The organism is Rhodoferax potami (assembly GCF_032193765.1).
GTDB classification, from domain to species: Bacteria; Pseudomonadota; Gammaproteobacteria; order Burkholderiales; family Burkholderiaceae_C; genus Allorhodoferax; species Allorhodoferax potami.
On the sequence record NZ_JAVBIJ010000001.1, the window covers coordinates 2633222 to 2650530 of the forward strand.

Annotated in this window: 17 protein-coding genes, 1 tRNA gene and 1 pseudogene; 12 read left to right on the forward strand and 7 right to left on the reverse strand. The window is 60.8% G+C overall.

The features are described from left to right. Positions 1 to 25: 25 nt before the first annotated feature. Complete coding sequence (locus RAE21_RS12645; protein ID WP_313875143.1) at positions 26 to 262, reverse strand: Fis family transcriptional regulator; 237 nt, start codon at positions 260 to 262, stop codon at positions 26 to 28. Then, complete coding sequence (gene dusB / locus RAE21_RS12650; RefSeq protein ID WP_313881656.1) at positions 259 to 1311, reverse strand: tRNA dihydrouridine synthase DusB; 1053 nt, start codon at positions 1309 to 1311, stop codon at positions 259 to 261. Before dusB ends, RAE21_RS12645 begins: the two co-directional genes overlap by 4 nt. 148 nt (positions 1312 to 1459) lie before the next feature. Here dusB and RAE21_RS12655 point away from each other — a divergent pair, with 148 nt between their 5' ends. Then, positions 1460 to 1933, forward strand: coding sequence for a YqaA family protein (locus RAE21_RS12655; protein ID WP_313881657.1), 474 nt, complete (start codon positions 1460 to 1462; stop codon positions 1931 to 1933). Here the strand turns inward: RAE21_RS12655 and mnmH are convergent. The 3 genes from mnmH to ychF are packed head-to-tail and all read right to left on the reverse strand — an operon-like array spanning position 1908 to position 5024. Further along, positions 1908 to 2987, reverse strand: a complete 1080-nt coding sequence (mnmH, locus tag RAE21_RS12660; protein WP_313881658.1) for a tRNA 2-selenouridine(34) synthase MnmH — start codon at positions 2985 to 2987, stop codon at positions 1908 to 1910. The genes RAE21_RS12655 and mnmH overlap by 26 nt on opposite strands. Positions 2988 to 3013: 26 nt before the next feature. Next, entirely contained in the window at positions 3014 to 3910 is an 897-nt protein-coding gene (locus tag RAE21_RS12665) for a DMT family transporter (protein ID WP_313875139.1), read from the reverse strand. A gap of 22 nt (positions 3911 to 3932) precedes the next feature. After that, complete coding sequence (gene ychF, locus RAE21_RS12670) at positions 3933 to 5024, reverse strand: redox-regulated ATPase YchF (RefSeq protein ID WP_313881659.1); 1092 nt, start codon at positions 5022 to 5024, stop codon at positions 3933 to 3935. Positions 5025 to 5055: 31 nt separating this feature from the next. Between ychF and RAE21_RS12675 the strand changes: the two genes are divergently transcribed. After that, positions 5056 to 6810 carry a sensor domain-containing diguanylate cyclase gene (locus tag RAE21_RS12675; protein WP_313881660.1) on the forward strand — a complete coding sequence of 585 codons (1755 nt, stop codon included), beginning with the start codon at positions 5056 to 5058 and terminating at the stop codon, positions 6808 to 6810. A 34-nt stretch (positions 6811 to 6844) separates the two neighbouring features. On the opposite strand, the gene RAE21_RS12680 is transcribed toward RAE21_RS12675, so the two are convergent. Then, positions 6845 to 7741, reverse strand: coding sequence for an MOSC domain-containing protein (locus RAE21_RS12680; protein WP_313881661.1), 897 nt, complete (start codon positions 7739 to 7741; stop codon positions 6845 to 6847). 56 nt (positions 7742 to 7797) lie between these two features. On the opposite strand from RAE21_RS12680, the gene RAE21_RS12685 reads away from it, so the two are divergent. The 9 genes from RAE21_RS12685 to miaB all read left to right on the forward strand — a co-directional run bounded on the left by RAE21_RS12685 (position 7798) and on the right by miaB (position 15875). Then, complete coding sequence (locus RAE21_RS12685; protein WP_313881662.1) at positions 7798 to 8922, forward strand: FAD-dependent monooxygenase; 1125 nt, start codon at positions 7798 to 7800, stop codon at positions 8920 to 8922. Between the two features lie 47 nt (positions 8923 to 8969). Next, entirely contained in the window at positions 8970 to 9695 is a 726-nt protein-coding gene (locus RAE21_RS12690; protein WP_313881663.1) for a DsbC family protein, read from the forward strand. A 99-nt stretch (positions 9696 to 9794) separates the two neighbouring features. Beyond that, on the forward strand, positions 9795 to 11654 hold the full coding sequence (locus tag RAE21_RS12695) for a M61 family metallopeptidase (RefSeq protein ID WP_313881664.1): 1860 nt from the start codon (positions 9795 to 9797) through the stop codon (positions 11652 to 11654). 87 nt (positions 11655 to 11741) lie between these two features. Beyond that, positions 11742 to 12521: an enoyl-CoA hydratase gene (locus RAE21_RS12700; RefSeq protein ID WP_313881665.1), complete on the forward strand. Its 780-nt coding sequence runs from the start codon at positions 11742 to 11744 to the stop codon at positions 12519 to 12521. A gap of 23 nt (positions 12522 to 12544) precedes the next feature. Further along, positions 12545 to 12621, forward strand: a tRNA-Met gene (locus tag RAE21_RS12705). Between the two features lie 160 nt (positions 12622 to 12781). After that, the gene (locus RAE21_RS12710) at positions 12782 to 13054 is read left to right on the forward strand and encodes a hypothetical protein (protein ID WP_313881666.1); all 273 of its coding nucleotides are present in this window, start codon (positions 12782 to 12784) and stop codon (positions 13052 to 13054) included. 3 nt (positions 13055 to 13057) lie between these two features. Further along, complete coding sequence (locus tag RAE21_RS12715) at positions 13058 to 13996, forward strand: hypothetical protein (RefSeq protein ID WP_313881667.1); 939 nt, start codon at positions 13058 to 13060, stop codon at positions 13994 to 13996. A gap of 57 nt (positions 13997 to 14053) precedes the next feature. Further along, positions 14054 to 14443, forward strand: a complete 390-nt coding sequence (locus RAE21_RS12720) for a hypothetical protein (RefSeq protein ID WP_313881668.1) — start codon at positions 14054 to 14056, stop codon at positions 14441 to 14443. Between the two features lie 94 nt (positions 14444 to 14537). Further along, positions 14538 to 15875, forward strand: coding sequence for a tRNA (N6-isopentenyl adenosine(37)-C2)-methylthiotransferase MiaB (gene miaB, locus RAE21_RS12725; protein ID WP_313881669.1), 1338 nt, complete (start codon positions 14538 to 14540; stop codon positions 15873 to 15875). Positions 15876 to 16142: 267 nt separating this feature from the next. On the opposite strand, the gene RAE21_RS12730 is transcribed toward miaB, so the two are convergent. Then, positions 16143 to 16751 carry a PEP-CTERM sorting domain-containing protein gene (locus RAE21_RS12730; protein ID WP_313881670.1) on the reverse strand — a complete coding sequence of 203 codons (609 nt, stop codon included), beginning with the start codon at positions 16749 to 16751 and terminating at the stop codon, positions 16143 to 16145. A gap of 313 nt (positions 16752 to 17064) precedes the next feature. Here RAE21_RS12730 and RAE21_RS12735 point away from each other — a divergent pair. Then, positions 17065 to 17239: pseudogene (locus RAE21_RS12735) on the forward strand (TRAM domain-containing protein); the annotation flags it as partial. Positions 17240 to 17309: the final 70 nt, after the last annotated feature.

Here is a 17309-nt window from a genome sequence, read left to right on the forward strand (position 1 = left end):
ACCAAGGCGGATGCCGGTGGGGGGCTTATGCGAGCAGCTTGTGCTCGACCAATTTTTTGCGCAGGGTGTTGCGATTCAGGCCCAGCCATTGCGCTGCTTTGGATTGGTTGTGGTCTGCCTGCGCCATCACCACCTCCAGCAAAGGCTTTTCTACTGCGCGCACCAACATGTCATACATGCCGGCGGGCTCTGTGCCGTCGAGGTCTGCAAAGTAAAGCTCCAGGCTTGCGCGCACGCAATCATCCAAATTCGTGCCGCTCATACTGCCAATTCCGTCATGTCATGTCCCCTTGCCTGACCGTTCGCAGATCCCCTTGCTGGGATGCGATCCATTTTTTCGTTCAACGTGTCCAAATACGCTTCGACCGCCGCCACCTGGGAGGCGCTGTCTTCCAGCAGATTCATGCCCTGGCGGAAATCCTCGCCACCGGGTAGATCCTGCAAATACCAGCCGATGTGCTTGCGGGCCGAGCGCACACCGATAAATTCGTCATAGAGGCTGTAGTGGTCGTAGAGGTGCTCGACCAACAGCTTTCTCACCTCGCTCACGAGCGGCGGTGCAAGGTGTGTGCCAGTGGCCAGAAAATGCGCCACTTCCCGGAATATCCATGGGTAGCCCTGGGCGGCGCGGCCGATCATGATGGCGTCTGCGCCGGTCGCGGCCAGCACCTCACGCGCTTTCTCAGGGGTAGTGATGTCGCCATTAGCCACCACCGGAATGCGCAAGGCCGCTTTCACCGCCGCAATCGTGTCGTACTCGGCCTGCCCTTGATAGCCCTGCTCCCGGGTGCGGCCGTGCACCGTCACCATTTGCACGCCCACGGCCTCGGCGGCACGGGCGAGCACCACCGCGTTCTTCTCTGCCTGGCACCAACCGGTGCGCATTTTCAGGGTCACGGGCACATTGCGGGGGGCGCAGGCGTTCACCACGGCCGCCACGATTTCGATAGCGAGCTGCTCATCCTGCATCAGGGCGGAGCCAGCCCACTTGTTGCACACCTTTTTGGCAGGGCAACCCATGTTGATATCGATGATCTGGGCACCACGGTCGATGTTGTAGACCGCGGCTTCCGCCATCATCTGCGCATCGGTGCCGGCAATTTGCACGGCGATCGGGCCGGGTTCCCCATCGTGGTTGGCCCGGCGCGAGGTCTTGAGGCTCTTCCACAAGTCCTTGCGGGAGGTCACCATTTCGCTCACCGCATACCCTGCGCCGAGCTTCTTGCAAAGCTGGCGGAAGGGCCGGTCCGTCACCCCCGCCATGGGGGCAACAAAGAGGTGATTCGCCAAAGCGAATGGGCCGATTTGCATGGGTATGAGGAAAGCTGGGGGCGTTAGAAAGCGTGAAGGCCCGCATTTCAGCGGGCCCGGCCTGCATTCTAACTGCTCAAAATTTCAGCAATTGAAATGCGCAGGCACTTCACCGGCGGCCGCGCTCTGCTCCCTATACTGGGCCGCTATGGATGCTTGGTTTCACTCTTTGTTGCAATGGCTCTCGCTCCCCGAATTCGGGCTGAGCACGGTGTTTGCGGTCTCGCTGATGTCTGCCACCTTGTTGCCGATGGGGTCAGAGCCGGTTGTCTTCGGGCTCGTGCAGTTGCAGCCGGATTGGTTCTGGCGGGTTATTGCAGTGGCCACTGCCGGCAATACCCTTGGCGGAGCCATCACCTGGTGGATGGGCCACGCGGCCAGCCATCTCGCAAACCGGTATGGCCGCTCCGCCAGTCATGTGCGGGCCCTTGCATGGCTCACACGCCTCGGGCCCAAGGCCTGCTTGCTGTCTTGGCTGCCGGTCGTCGGCGACCCTTTGTGTGCGGTTGCCGGATGGCTGCGCCTTCCGTTTTGGCCGTGCGTGATTTATATGGCGATCGGCAAATGCCTGCGCTACATCACCATGACGGCGGCACTTACCGGACTGGTGCGACTGTGGTGAGTTGCGAGCGCAGTGCCAAGCGGCTGGCGAGGTCCATGAAGCCGGCGTCTGAGACATCGTCGGTACTCAAGAGAAAGTCCCGCGCCTCACCGGATTGGAGCTGGCGCATGGAGCGGTCGTAGTACCGGTCGTAGTGCTTGACCAAGAGATCCTCCACCAACTCCGCATAGCGCGACGCTGCCACCCACTCTTTCCACTGGTCCACTTGGGCTTTGCCACAGGTCGCGACCAAACGGTCCAGCTGATCCAGAAGCGTGTCACTGTGCAGAAAGTAGGCATAGTCCTGCAACAAAAACTGCACCCTGAGCCCCACCGGCACATCCAGCCCCCACCACTGGCCTTGCTGGATACCTTGGTAAATCGAATCAGGCAATCGCAGCAAACCGATGCGCTTGCTTTCCGCCTCGACATACACCGGGAGCCCCGGGTCAAAGCTGGAGAGGGTGTGGAGTATCTGAGTCTCGAACATTTTCTGAGACGGCTGAGCCTGATCCGGCAAGCCACCCAGTACCGAGCCCTTGTGGGCCGCCAGCGCCTCCAGGTTCAGCACCTGGTGTCCCTGGGCCTGCAAGGCTTCGAGCACCTTGGTCTTGCCCGAGCCGGTCGGGCCCGCCAGCACCTGAAAGCGGAATTGCGCGGGCACCCGCACCAACTCTTCAAGCACGTGGTGGCGCCACGACTTGTAGCCCCCTGACAAGCGCCGGGCCGTCCAACCCACCTCGTTCAGGATGTGGGTGAAAGAGCCGCTGCGCTGGCCACCGCGCCAGCAATACACCAGCGGCCGCCACGACTTGGGGTGCGCCGCAAATAAGCTTTCGATGTGCGTCGCTACATTGCGCGCGACCAAGACGGCCCCGACCTTGCGGGCCTCGAACGGCGAGACCTGCTTGTACATCGTGCCGACGCGGATACGCTCCTCGTCATTCAGCACCGGGCAGTTGATGGCGCCGGGAATATGGTCCAACGCGTATTCGCCGGGCGAACGCGCGTCGATCACCGCATCAAAGGTAGACAACTGCTCGATGTCAGCAAACGTGTGATTCACAGAAGTCACGGGCATCCCCTCATTAACCGACCCATTTAACGGACCAACACCAACACCGTGCCCAGCACCGTGAGACCGGCGCCCCACCAAGCGCCCTGCGCGGGCGAGCGGCCCAGGTGCCACCATAACAAGGGCAACACCAATACCGGCGACACGGATGACAAGATGCCCACCATCCCGACATTGCCACGCTGCAGCGCCAGCAGGATGAGGCTCATCCCCAAGCCCATGCCGATCATGCCGCTCAACGCGACTTTGCCCAATACGGCCAAAGACAAGGGGTTTTGGGTGCGAGCTACCGAAGCGCCCGCCCACAGAAGCACCAAGTGGGCGGCACAAGTAGCCCCCACCCGCAGCACCGTGGCCGCGACCGGGTCCACCCCCGAGGCCATCACAGGCTTGGCAATCAAAGAACCGGTTGCCTGGCACAAGGCGGCCAACAGGCCCAGCGCGATCCCCGAGGGAATATGGCCGCGAAGCTGCTCCAGGGCATGCGACTCGTCTTTGCGGCTGCCCAAGGCAATCGCCGTCATGACGCCGCCCACCACCAGGGCGCCGCCCATCATGGCTTGGGGCCCCATGCGCTCATCCAGCACCACAAACCCCAGCAGTGCGCTGAACAAGGCGTGCGTGGCAAACAGCACCCCGGTGCGGCGTGGGCCTAGCCGGTTCATGGAGGCAAACAAGGCGGTGTCGCCAATGAAGATGCCGATCAATCCACTGAGAATCAAAACCCAGGCTTGCTCGGCATGGATGCTGTGCCAAGCCCCATTGAGCAGGACCACGGGCGCCAGCATCACAAACACCAGCCCCATGCGCCAACGGGTAAATGCAAACGCGCCGAGATGGCGCGCTTGAGGGGCTGAAATCAGCCCGGTCACCGCCCAGCAAGCCGCAGCGCCCAGGGCCAACCAATCAAAAGACAGCGTCACGCTGCCGCCGCGGCAAGTGCCATCAAGAGCTGAACAGGAAGTTCATCACGTCGCCATCTTTGACTACGTATTCCTTGCCTTCGGCGCGCATCTTGCCCGCGTCTTTGGCACCCTGCTCACCCTTGTGGCTGATGAAGTCATCAAAGGCAATAGTCTGGGCGCGGATGTAACCCTTTTCGAAATCGGTGTGGATCACGCCAGCCGCTTGGGGGCCGGTGTCGCCCACATGGATAGTCCAGGCGCGCACCTCTTTCACCCCAGCAGTGAAGTAGGTTTGCAAGCCCAACAGGCTGTAGGCAGAGCGAATCAGGCGGTTCAAACCGGGTTCGGTTTGGCCGAGCTCCTGCAGGAACTCCAGCCGGTCCGCATCGTCCATCTCAGAAAGTTCGGCTTCCATCTTGGCGCAAATGGCCACCACAGGCGCGCCCTGGGCCGTCGCAAACGCGGTCAAGCGGTCGAGCAAGGGGTTGTTTTCGAAACCGTCTTCCGACACGTTGGCCACGAACATCGCGGGCTTGGCTGTGATCAGGAAAAACTGTTTGAGCAAAGGCAACTCTTCTTTGCTGAAGTCCAAGGTACGCACCGGCTTGGCTTCGTTGAGCGCCGCCTGGCACTTCTCCAGAATCGCCACCAGTTTGTTCGACTCCTTGTCGCCGGAGCGGGCCAGCTTTGTTACACGGTGCAAGGCTTTTTCCACCGCGCCCAAATCAGCAAGGCACAACTCGGTCTGAATGACTTCGATATCGGCAATTGGGTCCACCTTGCCAGCAACGTGAATCACGTTGTCGTCTTCAAAGCAGCGCACCACATTGATGGTGGCGTCTGTTTCGCGGATGTGTGCCAGGAACTTGTTGCCCAGTCCTTCGCCGGTGCTGGCGCCCGCCACCAAACCTGCAATATCCACAAACTCCACGATGGCCGGAACAATGCGCTCGGGGGTGATGATGTCGGCCAGCTGCTGCAGACGCGGATCAGGCACCTCAACCACGCCCACATTGGGCTCAATCGTGCAAAACGGGTAGTTTTCTGCAGCAATGCCCGCCTTGGTTAGCGCATTAAAAAGGGTACTTTTGCCCACGTTGGGCAGGCCTACAATGCCACACTTCAAACTCATAAAAAACCTCTAAAAACTGGGTGACAAGTGTATGCCATACCTGTTCCTGCGCCTGTTGGTGGCGCTGGCACTTTGGGCGGGAGCGGGTTGGGCGCATGGATTTGTCGCCGAAGCCCGCGCTGCCAGTCCGCTTTTATTGACAGACAACAGCGAGCCGTGGCCCCTTCAAAACAGCTCCATGCAGTGGCTGGAACCGGGCCGCAACGCGACAGCGGCACAAGCCTGGGCCGCGCCGTTTGAAGCCGCCCACATGGAGCACGCTGCGCCCCTCAACGCCAAAAACACCCTTTGGATCAAGCTCACGCTGGTTCGTGCGACCGGCAGCACCGGCCGGTGGACGCTAAACATTCCCCAGCCCTACCTTGACCATGTGGTGCTCTTTGAGCGACAAGACGGCGCCTGGTACCCCCAAACAGCAGGCGACAAGCACGCCCAGCGCCACTGGAACGTGCGCGGCCTGTACCCCGAATTTGAGCTGTACTTGCCGCCCGGACAGCCTACCGAGGTGTTGCTGCAGATTCGCAACTTCAAGCCGCTCGCCATCCCTTTGCGGATGGTCCCGGCCAACCTGCGCGAGGGCCAGCGCCTGGCAGAGGGCATTGGCCTCGGCGTCATGTTCGGGCTGATCCTCACCCTGGCGGCCGTCTCACTCATGCGCTATGCAGAGTTCCGCAATGTGTCGGACCTGGGCGCCGCTCTTTACAGCGTGATGATTGCGCTCACGCTGGCGCAATTCAACGGCATCCTCAACTCACTGCTCTGGCCCGGCGCCCCCTTGTGGGCAGACTACGCCAGCAGTGTGCTGCCGTCACTGGCTATCGGGGTCGCCCTGCTCTATGTGCGGCACCTGTATGCGCTCTCCACCCACTACCCGTGGTTTGATAAGTTGCTCGGCGTGCTGGGTGTTGCTGCACTGGCCTCGGTTGCCTGCTACCTGTTCCTGGACCGCACCCTGGCGGATACGGTCTCGGGCATCGTGATTCTGCTGGGCACCGCTTGCAGCCTGTTGGCTACGGCGGTGAACTGGAGGGCGGGCTCCCCCTTGGGAGCTTGGCTGCTGTGGACATACACCCCCAAATTCGCCCTGGTGATCTGGATGACGCTGGAGGCCGGCGGCAGTCTGCCCGCATTCTGGCCGGTGCGCTATTTGCTCACACTCACCGTGGCGGCTTCGGTGCCCGCCTTGGTCTATGCCTTGGGGCGCGCCACCCATGACCGCAAAGAAGTCGTGGCCCGGGCAGAACACCTCCCGACCCAAGACGCATTGACCGGTTTGCTCACGGCACATGCCTTCCAAACCCACCTCACCGAGGCCTATGAACGCGCCATCACCCACCGCGAGCCCTTGGCACTAGTCTTGGTGAACATTGCAAACTTGGACCACATCCGCCACAACATGGGGGATCCTGCCGCGGAGCAGTGCCTTTTGCGCGCCGTGATCAAGCTGCACCGGGTGCTACGGGATGTGGACCCGGCGGCACGGGTGGGTAGCGCGCGGTTTGCCCTGCTGCTGGAGGGTGTCGGTTCGCGGCAGGTGCTCACCGAGCGGCTGGTCAAACTGGTGGCCTCGGGGCTGATTCCCTTGCAAGGCATGCCCACCGAGGTCACGCTGCAGTTTCAAGCTGCGTGCGTGCTCCTGCATGAAAACCCGGTCGAACCTGCACAAGCCCTCAACGAGTTGGCAGGCGTGCTGGCCGGCATATCTCCGCGAACCCGCCGGCCGATCCGTTTTCTTGAGCCTGTACCCACCCAACTAGCCAGCTTGCACTCCTCGCTGTCGAGCTGACCGCGGGCACAGCGCTCGCCATGGCCGGCGTAACTTACGGGGCAGCGGCTCCATCAAACTGGTATGACGCAGCAACCGTCTGCCCCACCCGCAGCACCTGGCCTGCGCCGGCCTGCACGATGGCATTCATCCCGAAGGTAATCGCGCCGTTCAAGCGGGCGTCCCGGCGGTAGCTTTGAAGGGCATCCCCCACGCCGGGGTGGCTCTCAGCCGTGTCGGGGTCAATATTGGGTATCGGGCAGCGGGCGCACGGCTTCACCAAAGTGAGTTGCGCGGGGGTGGCGCCGCCCTCCTCGGCCATGACCTGCAAGACCGCCATGTGGTCTTCATCATTTGCCTCCATTCCGCCCAACACCACATTGGGCCGGAAACGGCGCATGCCGACCGGCGGCAAACCCGCGGCCGCCAACCGGCTGTTGAGCGGCGCCATGGAGGCGTCGGTCGTGACCAGCACCGGGTATCCGTCGGCAAATTGGGTGTGCCCCTGCGCACCGCCGGTCCAGCGGGGGCTGCACGCCCGCCGCCCCTCGGGCGCAAAGCGCACCAGGCGCACTCCTTCGCAACCCAGCGCTTGCTGCAACCACAGAGCGGCGGCATCCCCCATGTCGAGGGCATCCAATATGTCGTCCCAGACTTGGACCCGGGTTTGCGGCCCCTGCGCGTCGAGCGCTATCTCCAGAGGGCTCAGGCCGGGACACTGCAACTCCAGTGCTTGTGCCAGCAGGCGCGGCTGCACCAGCGCCATGCGGGGATATTCGCGCTGGCTCACAAAAAGCCCCTCGCCATCCACCACCATCCAGTGCCGGTCCCACTCCAGCCCGGTGTCCAGCAGGCGTGCATGTTCCACCGCGATACCGGCGAGCGATTTCACCGGGTAAATCATCAGCGCGGCAATGTGTCCGTGAATATCGGCTTCAAATTGTGGGGTCATGGGGGTTTCCTGGTGCATAGAGCCAGCATTGTGCACAGCCCTCCTACAATGACTGAATGGCCCAAACCTATGACATTTGTATCCGTGGCGCCGGCATCGTGGGGCGCACCCTGGCGCTGCACTTGGCGGCCAAACGCCTGAAAGTGGCGCTGGTTGAGGCGCCCCCCCAGCCCTCGTCTAGCCCGGATGTGCGGGCATACGCCCTGAACGCCCGCTCGCGCCAACTGCTCGAAGCCATCCGTTGCTGGCCGGCGGACGCCCATGCCACTCCGGTGTTGCACATGGCGGTCGTGGCCGATGCGGACGCCGAGGTCCGCTTTGATGCGGTACCGCAAGGCGTAGACGCCCTGAACTGGATTGTGGACGTGCCGGTGCTCGAGCAACAGCTCGCCCAGGCCGTGCAGTTCCAACCCCTCATTTCTGTGGTCGACACACCGCAGCCCGCAACCCTGACCGTCGTGTGTGAAGGGCGCGCCAGCACCACCCGCGACGAGTTCGGCGTGGAGTTCGAAACACATCGCTATGCCCAGACCGCGGTAGCCGCCCGGGTGGAGAGCTCGCTGCCCCACCAACAAACCGCCCGGCAGTGGTTTAGCGAAGGTGAAGTGACCGCGCTGTTGCCGATGCAAGGGCCGGAGGGGAACTTTCACGCCCTGGTGTGGTCGGTGTCCCCAGAGCGCGCACAAGCCCTGATGCAATACACCGATCTGGAATTCACCAACGCCCTGCAAACGGCCACCCGCATGGCGGTGGGTACCCTGCGTCTGGCTAGCCCCCGCGCGAGCTGGACCCTGCAGCATGCCGTCGCCACCCGCTGGACAGGTACAACTACCCTGGACGGCCAGCGGCGCGCCTGGGTATTGGCGGGCGACGCGGCCCACAACGTGCACCCACTGGCGGGCCAGGGCCTGAACCTCGGTTTGGGTGATGTGGCCGAGCTGGTGCAGGTGCTCGATACCCGTGGCTACTGGCGCCCTGTGGACGATATGCGCTTGCTGCGCCGCTACGAGCGGGCCCGCAAGGCGGCCTTCGCAGTGGTGGGTGGCAGTGGCAACTCCCTGCAACAGCTATTTGCCCACCCCCACGCCTGGGCGGAAAACGCCCGCAGCTGGGGCATGCGCGGCTTTGACAGTTGCGCCCCGCTCAAACACTGGGTTGCCCGGCAGGCCATGGGCCTGTAAGCGCCCGGGCTCGCTCCGTCTTTTTACTTTTTCCGGAAATTTTGTTTATGCACTTCCCCCGTTTGTTTGCCACCGTGGGCCTGGCGCTCTCCGCCTTTGCCACGGGTGCCTTCGCCCAGGAGGCCGCCATCCGCGAGGCCATTGCCAAACGGGTGCCTCAGCTGAAGTCCATCGACGAAGTGCGCCCGGCCGGCATCCCCGGCTTGTATGAGGTCCGGGCCAATGGCGTCGAGATTTATTACACCGATGCCAAGGGCAACTACCTGATCCAAGGCAACCTGTACGAGACCAAAGGGCTTCGCAACTTGACCGAGGAGCGGATCAACAAGCTCACCGCCATCAAGTTCAGCAGCCTGCCTCTCAAAGACGCCTTCACCATCGTGCGGGGCAACGGCTCGCGCAAGCTGGCCGTCTTTGAAGACCCGAACTGCGGCTATTGCAAACGCTTTGAGCGCGATCTGCAAAAGATCGACAACGTGACGATCTACATGTTCCTCTACCCCATCCTCGGGCCGGACTCGACAGAAAAATCCAAGGCGATCTGGTGCAGCAGAGACAAGGTCGCGGCCTGGCAAGACTGGATGCTGCGCGACCAGCCAGCACCGGCCGCAGCAGCCATGTGCGATACATCCCCGCTCGCCCGCAATGTGGAGTTCGGCAAGACCTACCGCATCCAAGGCACGCCCACGCTGCTGTTTGAGGATGGCAACCGCGTGCCCGGTGCGATTGACGCCCAGCAAATCGAAAAACACCTGAAAGACGCCAAAAGCTAAAGCCACTGGGCACCCGGCGCGGGCCGGAGCCCTTCACAAATTGCTCCTGAATTCATAGCTGCTCGCGCAAGCATAGCGGGCGCCAACCGGTGTTTAGGCATGAAAACTTCGTCCAAGTCGTCCAAATCCCTCGCAACTGCTGCACCCGCATCCGCGGTGCACTACCGGATCGAAGTGCCCGATGTGCACAGCCACCTGTTCACGGTGCAGATGACCGTAGCCTCGCCGGCCAGCACCCAAACCCTGCGCCTGCCAGCCTGGATTCCGGGTAGCTACCTGCTGCGCGAATTTGCCAAACACCTGCAGCAGCTGGAGTGTCGGCAAGGCGGCAAACGCATCCCGGTGACGCAGCTGGACAAAGCCACCTGGCAAGTCAGTTGCCGCGCCGGCCTGCCGTTGGAGGTCAGTTACGAGGTGTACGCCTTTGACGCCTCGGTGCGCACCGCCTGGCTGGATGCGCAGCGCGGCTTTTTCAATGGCACCAGCCTGTGCCTGCAGGTGCCCGAAGCGGCGGCAGAGCCTCACACCCTGGACATCGCGCCGGTTTCCGGCACCACGGACTGGCAGCTGGCCACCGGACTGTCGGCGGTCACTATAGACAAGGCGGGCTTTGGCCTGTACCACGCCCCTGACTACGACACCCTGGTCGACTGCCCGGTGGAAATGGGACCGTTCTGGAGCGGCAGTTTTGAGGTGTTCGGCATTCCCCACCGCTTTGTGGTGGCAGGCGCACCGCCCAGCTTTGACGGCGAGTTGCTTCTGGCCGACACCCGCGCCATTTGCGAAGCGGAAATGCGCTTCTGGCACGGAAGCGCACTTGAACAGTATCAAAAAGATAGCAGCTCCCGCAATAAAGACGAGGCCCCAAGCCCGATTCCATTCAAAAACTACGTCTTCATGCTGGCCGCGGTGCACGATGGCTATGGAGGGTTGGAGCACAAAAACTCCACCGCCCTGATTTGCAACCGCAAAGACCTGCCGCGCCTGCCCCGCACCACGCTGGCCCCCACCACCCACAAGCAGCCCGAGGGCTACACCACGCTGCTGGGGCTGATCAGCCACGAGTACTTCCACACCTGGAACGTCAAGCGCCTGCGCCCCGCCGAACTCGCCACCTACGACTATCGCGCAGAGAACTACACCGAACTGCTGTGGTTTTTTGAAGGCTTCACCAGCTACTACGACGACTTGCTGCTGCGCCGTGCCAAACGCATCGACAACGCCGCTTATCTGAAGCTCTTGAGCAAGACCATCAACCAGGTCCAGCAAACCCCGGGGCGGCTGGTGCAAAGCGTGGCGCAGAGCAGTTTTGACGCGTGGGTGAAGTACTACCGCCAAGACGAAAACACCGCCAACGCCACCGTGAGCTACTACACCAAGGGTTCACTGGTGGGCCTGTGCCTTGACCTGACCCTGCGCGCCGAAGGCAAAACCCACCTCGATGCCGTCATGCGCGGCCTGTGGACGCGCTGCGCCGGCGGCCCCATGACCGAGGCAGACCTGCTGGCCGTGCTGCAAGACCTTGGCGGGCGCTCGTTCGCCAAAGATTTGGCCCGCTGGGTGCACAGCACCAAAGATCTGCCCGTGCCCGAACTGCTGGAGCAGCACGGTGTGCAAGTCAACCGCGAGCCCGACCAGGCCGCCCAGCAACTCGGACTGCGAGTCAAAGAAAGCGGTGGGCTGTTCATCCAACAGGTGCTGCGGGGTGGAGCCGCAGAAAAAGCCGGCTTTGCGGCGGGCGACGAGTGGTTGGCCGTGCAGACTGAGGGCATGCCCTGGCGCATGCAGGCCTTGGATGACCTGATGCTCTATGCCGGCAAGGCCAAGAAAGTGACAGCTCTCGTTTCGCGCGACAAGCGCCTGATGCAGCTGACCCTCACCCTGCCGGCCCCCACCCAGGCGGTGCGCCTGTCGGTGCGCGATGCGGCCGCCGCTAACCGCTGGCTGGACGGCGCATAAACCGCAGCTCGCGTCAGCGCGGCGCAAATTCGCTTGGCTATAGTGCGCCCAGCCCCCTCATTTCGACACAAAACAGGAGACCACTGAATGAGCTACGAATGCATCACCACCCGCGTGGAAGGCGACAAGGTTGCCATCATCACCCTGAACCGCCCCAAGCAGCTCAACGCCCTCAACGACCAGTTGATGGACGAGCTAGGCGCTGCCCTCAAGGGTTTTGACGCCGACCCCGCCATCGGCTGCATGGTGATCACCGGCAGCGAAAAAGCGTTTGCGGCAGGCGCCGACATCACCGCCATGGCCAAGTTCAGCTTTGCCGATGCCTACAAAGGCGACTTCATTACCCGTAACTGGGAGACCATCCGCACGATCCGCAAACCGGTCATCGCCGCCGTGAGCGGCTTTGCGCTGGGTGGCGGTTGCGAACTGGCCATGATGTGCGACTTCATCATCGCCGCCGACAACGCCAAGTTCGGCCAACCGGAAATCAAGCTGGGCATCATCCCCGGCGCCGGTGGCACCCAGCGCCTGCCCCGTGCGGTGGGCAAATCCAAGGCCATGGACCTGGCCCTGACCGGCCGCATGATGGACGCCACCGAGGCCGAGCGCGCCGGCCTGGTAAGCCGCGTGGTGGCGCTGGACAAGCTGCAAGAGGAAGCCTTGGGCGCCGCTTTGCAAATCTGCGCCTTCTCACAAGTGGCGACCATGGCGGCCAAAGAATCGGTCAACCGCGCCTTTGAAGGCACCTTGGCAGATGGCATTGCCTTCGAGCGCCGCATGTTCCACGCTTTGTTTGCGACCGCCGATCAAAAGGAAGGCATGGACGCTTTTGTGAACAAACGCGCTGCAAACTTTACGCATCAATAAATCTGGTCTATAATACCCGTCTCGGTCGTATAGCTCAGTTGGTTAGAGCGCAGCATTCATAATGCTGATGTCGGTGGTTCAAGTCCACCTACGACCACCAAATCAAAAACCCGCAATTGTTCACACGTTGCGGGTTTTTTCATGGGCGCTCGCCTCGCACCCCCAGGCAAAGCCCTGCCCGACACCTAGAATTCTTGAAAACGATGCCACCGGCGTCGCCAGCCAAGCATGGCTGAACTTTCAAGAAAGCAGAACCTCAGGTGTGGAATCCAGAACATGTGGCTCAAACCGCCACCCAAGTCCTTGTCGACTATCTCGGCGTGGCAGCCCGGTTTGTGGTCGAAGACGCCATGGATGCCACCGCATCCAGCCACGCGTTGCCGCAAGCCAACCACGAAGCCCACCTCCGCTCGTTCCTGATCAACCTCAGCCAGCAGTTGCCTGCCGGACTGCCCAATGAACATATCCGCCAGACCATTCTGGAGCGGTGCACCCCCACAGCCCCAGCCCCCATCACCCCTCTTCAAAAGTAAGCCATGAAAAAAACAACATCCATCAACCGCAACCTCACGGTGGGGCTGATTGCCATCATCGTATTTTTTATATTGCAAGCCGCCGGCGTGCTGACCATGGGCCGCTACACCGAGCGCGAAGTGGTGGAGGTGGCGCGTAGGAACACCGTAGCCCAGGTGGACTTGGCCGATTTGTCGACCATGGCGCAGCAGATTCGCCGGTACGAAAAAGAATACTTCATCTACGTGAACAACCCCGAGAAGCGCACCCAGTACCAAAAGGAATGGACCGGCACGATGGAGAAGATCACCGCGCTGCTCGGTCGCATGCGCGCCAACAGCAGCGGCGCCTTGAGCGCTGATGACTTGAGCCGCGTGGGCCAGTGGGCCGCAGCGAGTGAGTTTTATGCGGCAGAAATGACCAAGGTGTTTGCTGAGGTGAACGCCCGCGCCAACAAGATGCAGGAAGAAGCGGCCACAGCCCAGGCCGCCGAACAGCAAGCCGCCAGCACCAAGGGCGCCAAGACCAAAGAGGCAACACCTGTATTGGAAGGCACGCGCATGCTGCTGCCAGATGAAGCCAATGACCTGATCAAGGCGGGTAAAGACCGTTTTTCTGCCGACCTGATCAAAGGCGTTGCCACCACCTTTGCCCAGAAGAGTGAAGCTACGCTGGCACTGACCACGGTGACCAACGAGGGATTCAACAAAATGATCTACGGCGTCATGGCAAGCGTGCTGATTGGCATCGGCATTGGTTTGTACTTGTTGATCAGCCTGCCCAAGAGTGTGACTGAGCCCATCCGCAACCTGACGACCTTGGTCGACGCCCTGAGCCGCGGCGAGTCCACCAAGCCGGTGGCCAGCATCAAGGTGCTGGAGTTCAAGAACCTGTCCGCTGCCGTGGAGCGCATGCGGATCGCGCAAGAACTGATGCTGCAGCGCCTGCAAAAGCCCCGCTGAACGACGGGCCCGGTAAAATCGGGCCCTTCTTTCATTCACAGCCTCTGGATACACACCATGAACCGCTGCCTTCGCGCCCTGAGCGCACTCACTTTGCTGGCCGCCTTGCCCCTGGGCAGCATGGCGCAAACCAGCCCCACCGCACAGGTCATTACCGACCGCAATGGCAACTCTGTGACGGTGCGCACGTTCCCATCCACCGCTTTGCGCGGAACTCTGCAGGTGGTGCAACCACCCGAAGTCTTGTTTAACAACATGGTGGCACGCCTCTCCCCCGGCGCCCGGATCCGCGGAGCCAACGGCATGCTGCTGATGTCTGCCAGCGCCGTCGGTCAGACCCTGCAAGTGATGACCGTCCTGGACAGCCAATCCATGCTGCACGACGTGTGGATATTGAACGAGACTGAAGTCGCGCTTTACCCCACCAAGCCGTCGTACTCCCGATAAGCCACCCAAGGGCTTATTTGCCTTTTCGGCCTGTAGCGCACGCGCTACTTGTGCCATCCGCTCCTTTATTCATAGCATCTTCACGGGATACGTCATGTCCAAAAAAGTCTTTATCAAAACCTTCGGCTGCCAGATGAACGAGTACGACTCGGACAAGATGGCTGACGTACTCGGCGCCGCCCAAGGCTACGAGCCCACTGATGATGTGGAGCAGGCTGACCTGATTTTGTTCAACACCTGCTCGGTGCGCGAGAAGGCGCAGGAAAAAGTGTTCAGCGACCTGGGCCGCATCAAACACCTGAAGGCCAAGGGCGTGCAAATCGGTGTGGGCGGTTGCGTGGCCAGCCAGGAAGGTGCCGAGATCATCAAGCGGGCACCTTATGTGGACGTGGTGTTTGGCCCGCAAACCCTGCACCGCTTGCCGGAGCTGCTCAACGCCCGCAAGGCGCTGGACAAGCCGCAAGTCGACATCAGCTTCCCCGAAATTGAAAAGTTCGACCACCTGCCCCCCGCCAAGGTGGATGGCGCCAGCGCCTTTGTGAGCATCATGGAAGGCTGCAACAAATACTGCAGTTACTGCGTGGTGCCCTACACCCGTGGCACGGAAATCAACCGCCCGTTTGAAGACGTGCTGGTAGAGATTGCCGGCCTGGCCGACCAGGGCGTGAAAGAAGTCAACCTGCTGGGCCAGAACGTGAACGCCTGGCGCAACGCCATGGGTGACTCGGGCGAGATGGCCGACTTTGCCACCCTGCTGGAATACGTGAGCGACATCCCCGGCATTGAACGCATCCGCTACACCACCAGCCACCCCAACGAGTTCACACCCAGCCTGATTGCGGCTTACGAAAAGCTGCCCAAACTGGTGAGCCACCTGCACCTGCCGGTGCAGCACGGCAGCGACAAGATTTTGATGGCTATGAAACGCGGCTACACCGCCATGGAATACAAGAGCACCATCCGCAAGCTGCGCGCCATTCGGCCGGACATGAGCATCAGCTCCGACTTCATCGTCGGCTTCCCAGGCGAGACGGACGAAGACCACGCCAAGATGATGAAGCTGATCCACGACATCGGCTTTGACAACAGCTTCAGCTTCATCTTCAGCCCCCGCCCCGGCACGCCGGCAGCCAACCTTCATGACGACACCCCACACGAAGTGAAGCTGGCCCGCCTGCAAGAGCTGCAAGCCGCCATCAACGCCAACATTGCCACCATCAGCAACCAGCGCCTAGGCACGGTGCAGCGCATCTTGGTAGAAGGCGGCAGCAAGCGCGACAACGGCGAGCTGATGGGCCGCACCGAGTGCAACCGCGTCGTCAACTTTGCCGGTAACCCGCGCTTGATCGGGCAGCTGGTGGATGTGACGATTACTGAGACGCGCAGCTACACATTGCGGGGTGAAGTGCTGACAGCTGAGACTGTGGCCTGACCAAAAAGTCCGTTAGTCAATCAAAGTGGCTGCGACCCAAACGGACTTTGTGTGATCTTTCAGGCTCCCAGGGCATCAAGACCCGCGCCAAAGGTCGTCGCTTCTATTTGAAGCACGGCGAATGTCATATGAAGTGCATTCCCACTAGCTGTTGCCGCCCAGTGATGCCACTCATTACTCATTGCTTGCCATAGGTAAATTACACCAATTCGAATGAATGAAAAACGGGAGCCAAAGCTCCCGTTCAACAATTGATCTATTCGAGCTTTAGCCTTGCTGAGCTTGACGGCGGCGAGCCACCATCCCCATCAGGCCAAGCCCAGCAAGCAACATGGCATAGGTTTCTGGTTCTGGAACTGCCGCGACTGTGGATACCGTAATTCGATCCAGAACTTGATCTGCCTGATAACTCGAAGCACTGGAATCTGAAAAAACGATATTTGTCTTGCTGCTATTCGCAACGAATGTTGTCGAAAAATGCAAGAAAGGGCTGTTGGCATTAAACGGCCCTCCGTAACTTCCGAAAGCCGACAGTTCCGTCAACTTCACTTTCGCAGAGCCTTCAGCAAAAAATGAGAGGCTCTGCTCACTCGATGCGGCCGGGTGGGTAGATTTCCAATCGAAGGCCACGCTGTATTTCGTACCGGAGATGGTGTCAATTTCTTGGGAAAGCACAGATCCAGCGTTATTTCCATGTGCAAATATCAAGGACCAACTTCCGTCAGTTGCCCCATAGTCTTTATAGGGAAGAGCTTCACCCGCATTTAGCCAACCAGTCAGTCCATTCTCAAAGCTACCGTTGACAACCAAGTTATCAGCGCGCGCTGTAGACGCTAAAGATGCCGTCAGCAAACATACAAGTGCAACAATTTTCATTACTTTCCATCCCTAATTTATTGAAACCTCCTCATTAAATAAGGGTGGTTGAATAACGGCAATAGCCTGTTCGGATTCCTATGACACTGATTTATTTGCGAAATTAGAGGGGCGGCAAGGGGTATTGGGCACCAATCAGGGCCTAGAAAAATTGATCGCAGTTCGTTGGCTTCATGATTGCAGCGTCATGAAGCCAATCTGTATGTGGTGTTTGTGGTCCGCTACTCCCCCCACAAAGTGGCCCGAAATCACGAATGGGGTAAACCACCGCATTCGCCGCGCGGGGATTCCGGGTCCTGCTTGCAAGAGTTGCAAGCGCGACAACGGCGAACTGATGGGCCGCACCGAGTGCAACCGCGTGGTGAACTTTGCCTGCAATCCGCGTGTGATAGGGCAGTTGGTAGTTGAGACGATTACGGAGACGCGCAGCTACACCTTTGCGGGGTGAGGTGCTGACGGCAGGCAGTAGCAAGTTTTTACAAAGCTGACGGATCTCATAGTCCATCGGCACCATGGTGCGGCAGTGACCGCCAAAGCGTTATTGAACATACTTTCAGC